Origin of the sequence: Pseudonocardia sp. (assembly GCF_029263155.1) — a bacterium.
Classification (GTDB): domain Bacteria; phylum Actinomycetota; class Actinomycetes; order Mycobacteriales; family Pseudonocardiaceae; genus Pseudonocardia.
In genome coordinates this window covers 24874-36271 of record NZ_JAJCYB010000009.1, presented here as the reverse complement: position 1 = coordinate 36271, position 11398 = coordinate 24874, and the positions used below count along the sequence as shown (strand labels likewise).

Annotated in this window: 17 protein-coding genes; 10 read left to right on the top strand and 7 right to left on the bottom strand. The window is 75.5% G+C overall.

Going from position 1 to position 11398, the window contains the following annotated elements; genetic code table 11:
• A partial coding sequence (locus tag Q1K26_RS01370; protein ID WP_300007216.1) for a hypothetical protein occupies positions 1-363 on the top strand: 363 nt, incomplete at its 5' end.
• A gap of 10 nt (positions 364-373) precedes the next feature.
• On the top strand, positions 374-526 hold the full coding sequence (locus tag Q1K26_RS01365; RefSeq protein ID WP_300007214.1) for a hypothetical protein: 153 nt from the start codon (positions 374-376) through the stop codon (positions 524-526).
• 32 nt (positions 527-558) lie between these two features.
• Here the strand turns inward: Q1K26_RS01365 and Q1K26_RS01360 are convergent, their stop codons facing one another.
• The 5 genes from Q1K26_RS01360 to Q1K26_RS01340 all read right to left on the bottom strand — a co-directional run bounded on the left by Q1K26_RS01360 (position 559) and on the right by Q1K26_RS01340 (position 4669).
• Positions 559-1425: a CBS domain-containing protein gene (locus Q1K26_RS01360; protein WP_300007212.1), complete on the bottom strand. Its 867-nt coding sequence runs from the start codon at positions 1423-1425 to the stop codon at positions 559-561.
• 38 nt (positions 1426-1463) lie between these two features.
• On the bottom strand, positions 1464-1700 hold the full coding sequence (locus tag Q1K26_RS01355) for a hypothetical protein (RefSeq protein WP_300007210.1): 237 nt from the start codon (positions 1698-1700) through the stop codon (positions 1464-1466).
• Between the two features lie 17 nt (positions 1701-1717).
• Complete coding sequence (locus tag Q1K26_RS01350) at positions 1718-3403, bottom strand: ATP-binding protein (protein ID WP_300007208.1); 1686 nt, start codon at positions 3401-3403, stop codon at positions 1718-1720.
• Between the two features lie 4 nt (positions 3404-3407).
• Complete coding sequence (locus tag Q1K26_RS01345; protein ID WP_300007206.1) at positions 3408-4124, bottom strand: response regulator transcription factor; 717 nt, start codon at positions 4122-4124, stop codon at positions 3408-3410.
• A gap of 134 nt (positions 4125-4258) precedes the next feature.
• Positions 4259-4669, bottom strand: a complete 411-nt coding sequence (locus Q1K26_RS01340) for a helix-turn-helix transcriptional regulator (protein ID WP_300007204.1) — start codon at positions 4667-4669, stop codon at positions 4259-4261.
• 60 nt (positions 4670-4729) lie between these two features.
• Between Q1K26_RS01340 and Q1K26_RS01335 the strand changes: the two genes are divergently transcribed.
• The 6 genes from Q1K26_RS01335 (at position 4730) to Q1K26_RS01310 (ending at position 9263) form a co-directional block, all read left to right on the top strand.
• Positions 4730-5206, top strand: coding sequence for an SRPBCC family protein (locus Q1K26_RS01335; protein WP_300007202.1), 477 nt, complete (start codon positions 4730-4732; stop codon positions 5204-5206).
• A gap of 163 nt (positions 5207-5369) precedes the next feature.
• Entirely contained in the window at positions 5370-6344 is a 975-nt protein-coding gene (locus tag Q1K26_RS01330) for an Lrp/AsnC family transcriptional regulator (RefSeq protein ID WP_300007200.1), read from the top strand.
• 12 nt (positions 6345-6356) lie between these two features.
• Positions 6357-6668, top strand: coding sequence for a hypothetical protein (locus Q1K26_RS01325; protein ID WP_300007198.1), 312 nt, complete (start codon positions 6357-6359; stop codon positions 6666-6668).
• A 37-nt stretch (positions 6669-6705) separates the two neighbouring features.
• A complete protein-coding gene (locus tag Q1K26_RS01320) occupies positions 6706-7200 on the top strand; it encodes an SRPBCC family protein (protein ID WP_300007196.1) in 495 nt (164 codons plus the stop codon).
• On the top strand, positions 7197-8240 hold the full coding sequence (locus Q1K26_RS01315) for an LLM class flavin-dependent oxidoreductase (protein WP_300007194.1): 1044 nt from the start codon (positions 7197-7199) through the stop codon (positions 8238-8240). Before Q1K26_RS01320 ends, Q1K26_RS01315 begins: the two co-directional genes overlap by 4 nt.
• Before the next feature lie 90 nt (positions 8241-8330).
• Positions 8331-9263, top strand: a complete 933-nt coding sequence (locus tag Q1K26_RS01310) for an SDR family NAD(P)-dependent oxidoreductase (protein ID WP_300007193.1) — start codon at positions 8331-8333, stop codon at positions 9261-9263.
• Here the strand turns inward: Q1K26_RS01310 and Q1K26_RS01305 are convergent.
• Positions 9253-9828 (bottom strand): TetR/AcrR family transcriptional regulator, encoded by a 576-nt coding sequence (locus Q1K26_RS01305; protein WP_300007191.1) that lies wholly within the window; start codon positions 9826-9828, stop codon positions 9253-9255. The genes Q1K26_RS01310 and Q1K26_RS01305 overlap by 11 nt on opposite strands.
• Positions 9829-9914: 86 nt before the next feature.
• On the opposite strand from Q1K26_RS01305, the gene Q1K26_RS01300 reads away from it, so the two are divergent.
• Both Q1K26_RS01300 and Q1K26_RS01295 read left to right on the top strand, forming a co-directional pair.
• Positions 9915-10448, top strand: a complete 534-nt coding sequence (locus tag Q1K26_RS01300; protein ID WP_300007189.1) for a hypothetical protein — start codon at positions 9915-9917, stop codon at positions 10446-10448.
• 36 nt (positions 10449-10484) lie between these two features.
• Positions 10485-10919, top strand: coding sequence for a DUF5313 family protein (locus Q1K26_RS01295; RefSeq protein ID WP_300007187.1), 435 nt, complete (start codon positions 10485-10487; stop codon positions 10917-10919).
• Here Q1K26_RS01295 and Q1K26_RS01290 read toward each other — a convergent pair.
• The gene (locus Q1K26_RS01290; RefSeq protein ID WP_300007185.1) at positions 10900-11322 is read right to left on the bottom strand and encodes an SsgA family sporulation/cell division regulator; all 423 of its coding nucleotides are present in this window, start codon (positions 11320-11322) and stop codon (positions 10900-10902) included. The two genes, Q1K26_RS01295 and Q1K26_RS01290, sit on opposite strands and share 20 nt — an antisense overlap.
• Between the last annotated feature and the right edge of the window lie 76 nt (positions 11323-11398).

The following is an 11398-nucleotide window of genomic DNA, read 5'->3' as shown; positions in this document are numbered from 1 at the left end:
AGCGCCGAGGAACGGAATCGGCGCGGCAGCACATCGGTAGAAGCCGACCACCACACCACCCGGCACGGAACGGTTCACCTGAACCGCTGGGAGGCCGCCGACACGCCCGAACCCGGCCCGCCCGACCCGGCGGGCGGGCCCCGGTCGCGGGTCGGAAGAAGCCGACCACCCCGGAAACGGGTTCACCTGAACCGCTGGGAGGTCGCCGAACCCAGAGCCGCGATGCGGGCGTCGATCGTCTGCGCGGCGATGATGCACCACGCGGTGACCGAGGATGCTGGGGTCTACCTGGCTCTCCGTGCCACCGGTCGACAGTGGTGGCTGCCCGGCCGGCGCACGCACGACGGCCTGGAGTCCCGGTGACCGGCCTGCGTTGCGGGAGACCGTCCGTGACGCGGTCGGCGAGGGCCAGATCGGTCACACGGATCTCGTCGATGCCGTCGCCGCGACGCGGCGGTTCCGGCACCTGTGGACCGGGCTCGCGGATCCCGGCCACACGCTGCTCAAGACCAACGACCCGATCTGAAGATCATCCGAAGTGCTGCCTGCGTAACCGGATCAGACCAGGTCGCTCCGGCTGAGCACCCCGACGAGCCGCCCCCCGTCGACCACCGGCACGGTGCGCAGGCCGTGATCGGCGACCACCGCCCGCGCCTGCCCCAGCGTCGCTCCCACGTCCATGGTGACGGGGGTGCGCGTCATGACCGAGCCGACGGTCGCGTGGGCCGAGCGGCCGGCGAGCGGGTCGGCCAGGATGTCGGCCTCGCTGAGGATGCCGACGAGCCGGTCCCCGTCGACGACGGGCAGCGCGGTGTGCCGGCGCTGCAGCATCACCTCGGCGGCCACGGCGACGTGGTCGCCGGCGCGAACGGTGTCGACCTCCCGGGTCATCACCTCGGACACGCCCGTGGTGGCGGGCAGCGCGGGACCGGTGCGGCGGGTGCGGGCGAGCGCGAACAGCGCGTCGTCCTCGGCCCGCTCGCGGCCCCCGCCGAGCAGCCGCCGCAACCCGGTCGGCCGTCCGCGGGCCCGCCCGTCGCGATGGCGCAGCAGATCACTACGGGTGATCACCCCGACGAGCTTGCTGCCCTGTACCACCGGCAGCACCCGCAGCTCACCGTGGCTGCGCATCCGCCGGGCCGCCGCGCCGGCGTTCGCCGTGGCCGGCATCGAGACCACCTCCGGGTTCATGATCTCCCCGACGGGGATGTGCTCGTCGGCCTGCACACCCTCGGCCTGGTGCGCCTCGCGACAGCGCAGCACGTCGAGCAGGCTCACCATGCCGACGAGCCGGAACGATGCGGTGACGACCGGCAGGGCACTGAACCCGAAGCGGGTCATCCGCTCCACGGCAGCGGCCATCGTCTCGTCGGCACGCACGGTGACGGCACGGGTGGTCATGATATCTCGGACGAGTCGGGCCATCCCTGGCACGGTAGCCGCGGTTGCGGACGGTGGCAGCGTCACCGCGTGGGGAAGCCGAACGTGTTGCCGCGCTCCACGAGCCACGGCAGCAGCCGCTCCAGCGCCTCGACGGTCTGGTCGCGCAGGCCGCGCCAGTCGTGGAGCAGGATCACCGCGCCCGGTCGTACCTCGCGCTGGACGGCCTCGACGATCGCGGTGGCACCGGGGCGTCTCCAGTCCCGCGGATCGACCGACCAGCCCAGGGGCTGCATCCCGGAGTCGGCGGCCAGCTCCACCAGGGCAGGCGACCCGCTCAGCCGGGGGCGGCGGGGAGCCGGACCTCCATCGTCGTGCCCTCACCGGGACAGCTGTGCACCGACAGCGCGCCGTCCATCGCCTCGGCCAGGCCGCGGGCCAGGGCCATGCCGAGCCCCGTGCCTGGGCCCTCCTGCTCGCCGAGGCGGTCGAATGGCACGAAGAGCCGGTCGAGCAGGTCCGGGGCGATCCCCGGGCCCGAGTCCGCCACCCGGATCGCGACGTGCGGCCCGTCCGCCTCGACGGTGACGCGCACCCAGCCGCCGGTGCGGTTGTAGCGCACCCCGTTGGCGACGAGGTTGAGCAGCACCTGGCGCAGGCGCCGCCGGTCGGCCCGCACCGCGAGCTCGGTGGGCCGGTGGTCGAGGGTGATCGCGCGCTCGTCGGCGACGGGTGCCAGCAGGTCGACGACCTCGCGCACCAGCTCGTCGAGCGGGATGTCGGCCCGCGTCAGGGGCAGCGCGCCGGCCTCGATCCGCGCGATGTCGAGCACGTCGTCGACCAGGGCCAGGATGTGGGAGCAGGCGCCGGAGATGTGGCCGAGCGCGGCGCTGCGGCGATCCTCGGGCAGGTCGAGGGTGCCGAGCAGCTCGGTGAACCCGGTGATCGCCTGCAGCGGCGTGCGCATCTCGTGGCTCAGCGCCGACAGGAACTCCGACTTGGCCCGGCTCGCCGACTCCGCGACCCCGCGGGCCAGCTCGGCGTCGCGGCGGGCCCGACGGTCGCGCTCGGAGGCCCGCCGCGCGGTGACGTCGAGGACGTTCATCGACACGTACACCGGGTTCCCGTCGGCGGCGCGCACCACCGACGCGGTGACGGCGGTGCGGACCGCGGTGCCGTCGGGCTGGGCGAGGGTGGTCTCGAACTGCACGGAGTCGCGCTCGCCGCGTCCCAGGCGGCGCAGCGGGTCCGCGGCGCCCGCGTCGGCCTCGGGGTGCAGCAGCGACTCGACGTCGGCGGCGAGCAGGTCGGCCTCGGAGCGGCCGAGCATCTCCTGCAACGACCGGTTGACGCGGCCGAACCGCCCGTCGAGGCCGGTCAGGGCCATGCCGACGGCGTTGTCCTCGAACGCGCGGCGGAACCGCTCCTCGCTGTCGGCGAGCTCCCCGTAGAGGCGGGCGTGCTCGATCGCGACGGACGCGAGGTGCGTGAACCGCTCGACGAGCCGCTGCTCGCGGGGCGTGGGCAGGTGCGGTGCGTCGTGGTAGACGGCGAACGTGCCGAGCACCGCGGCGGAGGCGGCCGCGGTGTGCCCGCGGATCGGGCTCGACCAGCAGGCGCGCAGGCCGTGCGGCACGGCGAGGGTGCGGTAGCGGTCCCACCGCGGGTCGCTGGTGATGTCCTCGGCGACGACCTCGGTGTCGAGGAATGCGGCCGCCCCGCACGACCCCGCGTCGGCGGCGATGTGCAGGCCGTCGATCGCGGCGGAGTACTCGACGGGCAACGTCGGCGCGGCGCCGTGGTGCAGCGTTCCGGCGGTGGCGTCGAGCAGCAGCACCGAGCACCGGCTGTCGGGGATGAGTTCCTCGATCGAGGCGGTGACGGCGCCCAGCACGTCGGGCAGCGGAGTGCCGGCGGCGATCAGCTCCAGGACCGTGGTCTGGCGGCGGAGCACGCCGAGGCTGTCGGCGTGGTCGATGTCGACGACGGGCCCGGACAGGAGCGGGCCGGAGAGGGCGGTCATCGCATCACGGCTCCAGCTGGTAGCCGACGCCGCGCACGGTGCGCAGCCGCCGCGGCCGCGCCGGGTCGGCCTCGATCTTGTGTCGGAGCCGGTGCACGTGCTCGGTGACCGTGGCCTCGCCCTTCCACTCCGGCTCGCTGTGCCACACCTGCTGCAGCAGCTGGGCGCGGGTGAACACCTGGCGGGGATGGTGGACGAGGAACGCGAGCAGGTCGAACTCGCGCGCCGTCAGCGTGACCGGCACGCCGTCGCAGCGCACCTCGCGGGTGGCCGGGTCGACGACGAGCCCACCGGCCCCGGCGGGCGCGGCGGCTCCCGGGGAGCCGGAGCGGCGCAGCACCGAGCGCACCCGCGCGGCCAGCTCGCCGGGGGAGAAGGGCTTGACGAGGTAGTCGTCCGCGCCCAGGTCGAGGCCGACGATGCGGTCGGTCTCGCCGCTGCGCCCGGACAGCACGATCACCGGCAGCGGGGTCGTGGTGCCGCAGCCCCGCTGCTCGTCCTGGCGCACGCGCCGCAGCACGTCCAGGCCGCCGAGACCGGGCATCGACAGGTCCAGCACCACGAGATCGGGCCGGTCGGCCGCGATGCGGTCCAGCGCGCCCGCACCGTCGCGGGCGTGGCTGACGGCGAACCCGTCGGCCTCCAGCTGCCAGGACACGACGGTGCGCACCCGCTCGTCGTCGTCGACGACCAGGACCCGCGCCGCCGTGCGTCCGACCACGCCCGCTCCTTCGTGGACACCAGTGGGCCCATCGTGCCGTGCAGGGTCCGACCGGCGCCACCCGCCGCGACGAGTGGGACTCTCGTACGATCCTCGCGGCCGGGCGTCCCACCTCGTCGGGGTACGTGGTGGGGCTACGCGCCGCCGGGCCGTCCGGGGGTCTCGACCACGACGTTCGTCGACTTGATCACTGCGACGGCCAGCACGCCGGGCTCCAGGCCCAGCTCGCGCACCGCCTCGGTGCTCATCAGCGACACCACGCGGTGCGGGCCGCACTGCACCTCGACCTGTGCCATCACCTTGTCGGCGAGCACCGAGGTGACGAGCCCCACGAGCCGGTTGCGGGCCGAGCGCTGCACTCCGGACGGATCGGGCACGGTGTGTGCGATCTCGCGCGTGAACGCCGCCAGCGCGACCCCGTCGATGACCTTGCGGTTCGAGGCGTCCCGCTCGACGGGCAGGGTGCCGGAGTCGACCCATCGCCGCACGGTGTCGTCGCTGACACCGAGCAGCCCGGCGACCTCCGAGATCCGATACCGCGGCATCCGGCCAGCCTAGAGGGGTGCCGGAATGCGGGCCGCACCGCGGGCGGGAAGACTCGCGGCATGACCAGCTTCTCCGCGACCACCGAGTCCGAGGCCGTCGTCGCGGCCGGGCGTGCCGAGATCTGGGCGGTCCTGACCGATCCGGTGCTGCTTCCGGAGCTGACCCCGCTGCTGCGGAAGATCGAGACCGACGGCGACCTCTGGCGCTGGCACCTCGTGAACCTCTCCGTGCTCGGCATCGGCATCAGCCCGGTGTTCACCGAGCGCATGCGGTTCACCGAGCGACGCCGCATCGACTACACCCACGAGCCGCCCGCCGGGGTCACCGAACGCACCGGGGCCGAGGGCAACTACGTGCTGTCCGACGTGGACGCCGGCACGCACCTCGCGATCAGCCTCACGCTGCACGTGGACCTGCCGCTGTCGCGGCTCGCGGCCCCGGCCGTCACCGGGATCATGCGGGCGACGATGCAGCGGATGGGCGACCGGTTCTCCGCCAACCTGCTGCGCCACCTCGGGGTCGGCCGGCCCGCCTGACCCGCCGTGATCGGTGAGATCGGGACATGGGCTGCGGATGTGCAGCTCAGGTCCCGCAGGCGCCGATCATGCCGCACCGGCCGCCGCGCCGCGGGGACCCGGTCATACTGTCGCCTCACGTGGACGGGGACCGGCGCGCGGGTGTCGGCCGAGGGAACGGCGGGTGCGCACGGTGAAGGGCACCCTCGATGCGCTCGACCGGCGCATCGTCGGGGCACTGCAGGTCGACGGCCGGCTCGCGTGGGACCGCATCGCCCCCGTGCTCGACGAGCCCGTGGGTGCCGTCGCCCGGCGCGGTCAGCGGCTGCTGGGCTGCGGGATCGTGCAGGTCATCGGGGTCCCGGCCCCGGAGGCGGGCACCGTGGTGGCGCTGCGCAGCGATCCGGGCCAGGAACGGGTCGCCGCGCTCGCGCTGGCCCGGCGCCGCGACACCCGCTACGCGCACCTGCTCACCGGGCCCGCCGGGGCGATGGCCGAGATCGGTTGCCCGCCCGACCGGCTCGCGCGGCTGGTGGGCGACGAGCTGCCGCGGCTGCCCGGGCTCGTCGAGGCGTCCGCGGCCACCGTGCTGCGCTACGTCCGCACGGCCGACGAGTGGCGCCCCGGACTGCTCGGTGCCGACGAGTGCGACGCCCTCACCGAGTACCTGCCCCCGCCGGGGCACGCACCGTTCGGGGAGCGCAAGGACCTGGGGCGCGCCGACCGGATGCTGCTCACCGCGCTGTCGCTCGACGGCCGCCGCGGCGACGCCGAGCTGGCCGACGCCACCGGGCTCTCCCGCACCGCGGTGCCCCGCCGGATCGACCGGCTGCGCCGGGACGGGCGGCTGCGGATCCGGGTGGTCGTCGACCCGGCGCGGCTGGGCTTCGGGCTGCGTGCCGTCCTACGCGCCGCCGCCGCCCCGCGGGACGTGCCGGCGGTGGCGGCGGCGGTGGCCCGCGAGCCGTGGGTGCTTCGGGCGTCGTGCGTCAGCGGGGACCGGCCGCTGCTCCTCGAGGTCGCCGTGCCGTCGGTGGACGCGTTGCACGAGCTCACCACGGGCGCGGCGTGGCTCGATGCCGTCACCGCGTTGGAGTCGGCCGTCGTCGTCGCGACGCCGAAGGACGGCGGCCTGTTCGGGCCGCCGGAGGTCTCCTGACAGGATCGTCGCATGTACGTGAACCTCGACGCCGACGGCGCCGTCGTCCAGGACGCCGACGACTGCACCCGCCTCCACCTGGTCACCGCGCTCGACGGTGACGCGCTGCGCCGCGCCCTCTACGACACCGGCGCGGGCGAGCTCGCCCCGGACGGTGCGGTGTGGCTGGACCTGGCGGTGCTGCGGTCGCGCGCCAAGCTCGTCGCGACCGCGCCCGACTGGGAGCGGCGCTGGGACGGGATGACCGCCCGCGCCGTCGACGAGGGGTGGGTGTCGGTGGACGGCCGATCGGTTCGGGTGCACGTCGAGCCCCTGACCTACTAGGTTGCGTGGCGATACCCAACTGTTCGGGGGCGCCGAGATGAAGTACGCCGATGGACCGACCGCGGAGGCCACCGTGCACGTGGCCGCCCCGCCGCAGCGGGTCTGGCCGCTGGTCAGCGACATCCACCTGATCGCCACCATCAGCCCCGAGCTGCAGGAGGTGTCCTGGCTCGGCGACGCGCAGGGACCCGCCGTCGGCCGCGCCTTCCGCGGGCGCAACCGGCACCCGCAGGCCGGCGAGTGGACCACCACGTCGCGGGTCGTGGCGTGCGACCCGCCGCGGGTGTTCGCGTGGGACGTCGAGGACCCCGCGTCGCCCACCGCGAGCTGGCACTTCGAGCTGACGCCGCGCGAGGGCGGCACCGAGCTGCGGCAGTGGGCGCGGATGGGGCCCGGCCCGTCCAACCTGACCGGGATCATCGCGGCGATGCCGGAGAAGGAGGAGCGCATCGTCGCGGCACGGCTGCGGGAGTGGCAGGCCGGGATCGACGCCAACCTCGCCGCGATCAAGGAGCTGGCCGAGCGGGCATGAGGACGGCCACCACCGTCGAGGCGTCCGGGGCTCCGTGGCGCGAGACCGTCGACTTCGCCGTGGAGGCCGAGCGGATCGGGGTCGACGTCTGCTGGGTCGCCGAGGCGTGGGGCTCCGACGCGCCGTCCGCGCTGGGTTACCTCGCCGCTCGGACGTCCCGGATGGTGCTCGGGTCCGGAGTGTTGCAGGTCGGCACCCGCAGCCCGGTGCTGCTGGCGCAGACCGCGCTGACGCTGGCCGACATGTCCGGCGGCCGGTTCCTGCTCGGGCTGGGCAGCTCCGGGCCGCAGGTGATCGAGGGCCTGCACGGGGTGCCGTTCGCGCACCCGCTCGGGCGCACCCGGGAGACCGTCGCGGTGATCCGGTCGGTGTTCGCGGGGGAGAAGGTCGTCCACGACGGCCGGCACGTGCGCATCCCGCTGCCCGGCGGCGACGGGCGACCGATGCGGACCTCCACCGTCCCGAACCCCGACATCCCCGTCTATCTCGCGACGCTGTCGCCCCGGATGCTCGCGCTGACCGGCGAGGTCGCGGACGGCTGGCTGGGCACCTCGTTCGTGCCCGAGGGGGCCGCCGCCTACCTCGACCCGCTGCGGGCGGGCGCCGCCGCGGCCGGGCGCACGCTCGCCGACCTGGACCTGTGCCAGGGCGCCGAGGTCGCCTTCGCCGCCGACGAGGGTGAGCTGGCCGCGATGGTCGCTGCGCGCAGGCCGGGCATCGCGTTCAGCCTCGGTGGCATGGGCACCGCGGCCGCCAACTTCTACTTCGACGCCTACCGCCGCCAGGGCTGGGGCGAGCGTGCCGACCGGGTCCGCGCGCTGTGGCTGGCCGGGGACCGCGCCGGTGCGGCCGACGCCGTCGACGACGCCATGGTGCTGGGCACGACCCTGCTGGGCACCGAGGACGGGGTGCGCGCGCGGCTGGCCGACTGGCGCGCCGCGGGCGTCACCACCGTCCGGCTCTACCCGGCGGGCGGCACGCGCGACGCGCGACTGGAGACGCTCGGCCGGGCCGTCGACCTGGTCCGCGCGCTGGGCTGAGGGGTTGGCGATGCGGCATCACTGACGCTGAACGTCCGCAGTGTCGCATCGGAGGTCTGCTGCACCCGGACCTCGTGACAGGCTGGGCGCATGCTCACGCGCGTGCTCGACACCCTGCTGGACCGCACCGTCGCGCCGGGCTACTCCCGCCTCGGGTACCTCGCGCGGTCGGTGACCTGGTCGGGTGCGCAGGCCGATCCGGAGCCGGACGCGTTGCGCGGCAAGGTCGCCGTCGTCACCGGCGGCAGCGCCGGGCTGGGCCTGGCGACCGCCACCGGGCTGGCCCGGCTCGGTGCTGCCGTGCACCTGGTCGTGCGCGACGAGGTGCGCGGCGCCCGCGCCGCGGAGCAGCTGCGGGTGCAGGTCCCGGGCGCCGAGGTGCACGTGGCGCGCTGCGACGTCGCCGACCTCGCCGACGTCCGCCGCGCCGCCCCCGGGCTCGCCGCGCTCTCCCCGGACGTGCTCGTGCACAACGCGGGGGTGCTGCCCGCGCGGCGCACCGTCACCGCCGACGGGCACGAGCTGGCCCTGGCCACCCACGTCCTCGGCCCGTTCCTGCTCACCGCGCTGCTCGCGGGGAACGGGGGCCGGGTGCTGTTCGTCTCCTCCGGCGGCATGTACGCCCAGCGGCTGACCTGGGACGAACCGGTGCCCTACAACGGCACCACCGCCTACGCGCGCACCAAGCGGATGCAGGTCGTGCTCGCCCGGCTCTGGGCCGACCACGGTGTCGACGCCCACGCCGTGCACCCCGGGTGGGCCGCCACGCCCGGCCTCACCCGCTCGCTGCCGCGCTTCGGGACGCTGCTCGGGCCGGTCCTGCGCACCGCGGAGGAGGGCGCCGACACCACCGTCTGGCTGGCGGCGGCGCCCACCGCGGTCGCCGGGCGGGGCCGCTTCTGGCACGACCGCCGTCCCCGTCCGCAGCACTACGTCCCGTGGACCCGCGAGGACGACGGCGACCGCACGCACCTGTGGGCGCGCAGCATGGCGCTCACCGGGGCACCGCTGGTCACCGGCTGAGCCCCGGCTCCCGCGCGGCCGGCCCGGCGAGCAGCGAGCGGGCGGCGCGCAGCACGTGCGCGGTCACGGCGGCGTCGTCGGCGTGCAGCAGCGGGCCGGCCCGCAGGACGCTGCGCAGCTGCGCGATCCCGAGCAGCCAGGCCAGCAGCAGGTCGGCGCGGACGGCGGCGTCGGCGGGGTCGTCGGTGCCCGCGAGGGACGCGAACGCCTCCGAGTAGGCCGCGCCCAGCTGCTCGCGTACCGCCTCGGCGGGCCGCCCGCCCGAGCGCAGCACCGCGAAGAACATCCCGGCGCCGGGGGAGTCGTCGAGCAGTGCCGTGAGGATCCGCTCCAGCAGCGTCTCCGGCGGACCGGCGCGCAGCGGGGCCAGCGCCAGCTCCGTGGCGGCCTCGGCGAACAGCGCCTCCTTGTTGCCGAAGTAGCGGAACAGCAGCGCCTGGTTCACCCCGGCCCGGTCGGCGACCGCCCGCACGGTGGTGCCCTCGTAGCCCTGGGCCGCGAACAGCTCCCGGGCGGCGGCGAGCAGGGCACGGCGGGTGGCGGCCGAGTCCCGGGTACGCGACATCGATCGGCCCTCCTCCCTGCCGGCGGGAGGATCAGAACACACCGGGCGCGGGTGTGGGTGCGCCCGGGTGCGGGTACGACCCCGGCATGGCCACGCACGACGACACCCAGCCCGATGCCCCCGACCTGGGCGCGGCCGTCCAGCTCGACAGCGCCGACACCCTCGACGGCCCGGCGGGTGGGGCCGACGCGCTCGACGCCGGGTACGTCCCGCCGGACCGGCCCTACGCGCTCGACGAGGACGGCGTCCCCGACACGCTCGACGAGCGGCTGGCGCGCGAGCGCTCCGAGGAGGGCGCGCCCGACCCGGACCGCTCCGGGCGGCTGAGCGCGAGCGGCGCCGAGGTGGGTGTCGACGGCGGCGCGGCGTCGGCGGAGGAGGCGGCCGTGCACGACGTCGACGCGCAGACCCCGGCCGACGGCGAGCCGTCGGTCGTCGACGACCCCCAGCTGGCCGATCCCGAGCTGGACGCCGAGATCGACGCGGCCCGCCGCAGCACGGCGGCCCGCCACGACGCGGAGACCGACGCCGCGTCGGTGCTGGACGGGGCGCGCGACGCGGGCGGGGCGGCCGCGGCCGCCTCCGGGCGTGCGGACGTGGGGACCGACACCCCGCGCTGAGGTGTGCCGGCGGCCCGATGGGAGGACCATGGGGCCATGACGTCAGACCTGCGACGGCCGGGACCGCTGCGGTGGCTCTGGTACGCGATGGGGGGTGGGTTGCCCGCCCGGTACCGCGCGTGGGTGCTGCACGACGTCACGACGAGGACGTGGGCGCTGCGCCAGATGGTGCGTGCGGTCGTGCAGCTGGTGCCGGTCGGGGTGGTGCTGGTGCTGCTGGTGCCCGGGGAGCTGTGGGTGCGGCTGGCCGCGGTGCTCGGTGGGGCACTGGTCGGCCTGGTGTACGCGGCGTCGTTCGTCCCCATGACCACCGAGCACCGGGCGGTCAAGGCGGGCTTCGCCCGCGGGGAGGCCGAGGCCGTGCGGGAGCGGCGGAACGCGCCGGCCAGGCAGGCGGCGGAGCGGCGCTACGCGCAGCGCTACCGCGGCGGGTCGCCCGAGGACCCCGCGCTCAGCCCGCGCTCGCCGTGAGCTTGGCGATCTCCCCGTCCAGGTCCATCCGGGTGGGCTCGTCACCGAACGCGACCAGCTCGGCGGTGGAGTCGACGAAGTGGCGCAGCAGGTCGCGGTCGACCTCGAGCACGGCCCGGCCGTCGGTGGAGCGGATCTCGATCTCGACGATGTCGTAGCCCTGCACGACCTGCGGGCTCATCCGGATGTCGCCCTCGCCGGCGGCGGCGTCGAGCGCCTCGCGCACCAGGTCGCGGGCGACCAGCCACTCGACCCACCGGTCCTGCCTGGTCCGGACGGCCAGGGTGATCGCGAACGGGTCCTCGCTCCGGTAGCTCCACCGCGTCACGACGGGTGCGGGCTGGCCGTGCAGCACGGTGAACATGTCCTGCTGGACCGAGTCGGTGCTGGCCTCGGCGTCCATGGTGGCCCCCTGTGGGATCGGGTCGGCGCCGCTGCTGCGGCGGGTGTCATGAAGCAGATCGCCTGCCGGGCCCGGA

What these genes read in the sequence shown, in the direction of transcription:
- Q1K26_RS01360 (WP_300007212.1), bottom strand. Translation starts at nt 1,425, where the DNA reads ATGGCCCGACTCGTCCGAGATATCATGACCACCCGTGCCGTCACCGTG.
- Q1K26_RS01350 (WP_300007208.1), bottom strand. Translation starts at nt 3,403, where the DNA reads ATGACCGCCCTCTCCGGCCCGCTCCTGTCCGGGCCCGTCGTCGACATC.
- Q1K26_RS01340 (WP_300007204.1), bottom strand. Translation starts at nt 4,669, where the DNA reads ATGCCGCGGTATCGGATCTCGGAGGTCGCCGGGCTGCTCGGTGTCAGC.
- Q1K26_RS01335 (WP_300007202.1), top strand. Translation starts at nt 4,730, where the DNA reads ATGACCAGCTTCTCCGCGACCACCGAGTCCGAGGCCGTCGTCGCGGCC.
- Q1K26_RS01325 (WP_300007198.1), top strand. Translation starts at nt 6,357, where the DNA reads ATGTACGTGAACCTCGACGCCGACGGCGCCGTCGTCCAGGACGCCGAC.
- Q1K26_RS01320 (WP_300007196.1), top strand. Translation starts at nt 6,706, where the DNA reads ATGAAGTACGCCGATGGACCGACCGCGGAGGCCACCGTGCACGTGGCC.
- Q1K26_RS01315 (WP_300007194.1), top strand. Translation starts at nt 7,197, where the DNA reads ATGAGGACGGCCACCACCGTCGAGGCGTCCGGGGCTCCGTGGCGCGAG.
- Q1K26_RS01310 (WP_300007193.1), top strand. Translation starts at nt 8,331, where the DNA reads ATGCTCACGCGCGTGCTCGACACCCTGCTGGACCGCACCGTCGCGCCG.
- Q1K26_RS01305 (WP_300007191.1), bottom strand. Translation starts at nt 9,828, where the DNA reads ATGTCGCGTACCCGGGACTCGGCCGCCACCCGCCGTGCCCTGCTCGCC.
- Q1K26_RS01300 (WP_300007189.1), top strand. Translation starts at nt 9,915, where the DNA reads ATGGCCACGCACGACGACACCCAGCCCGATGCCCCCGACCTGGGCGCG.
- Q1K26_RS01295 (WP_300007187.1), top strand. Translation starts at nt 10,485, where the DNA reads ATGACGTCAGACCTGCGACGGCCGGGACCGCTGCGGTGGCTCTGGTAC.
- Q1K26_RS01290 (WP_300007185.1), bottom strand. Translation starts at nt 11,322, where the DNA reads ATGGACGCCGAGGCCAGCACCGACTCGGTCCAGCAGGACATGTTCACC.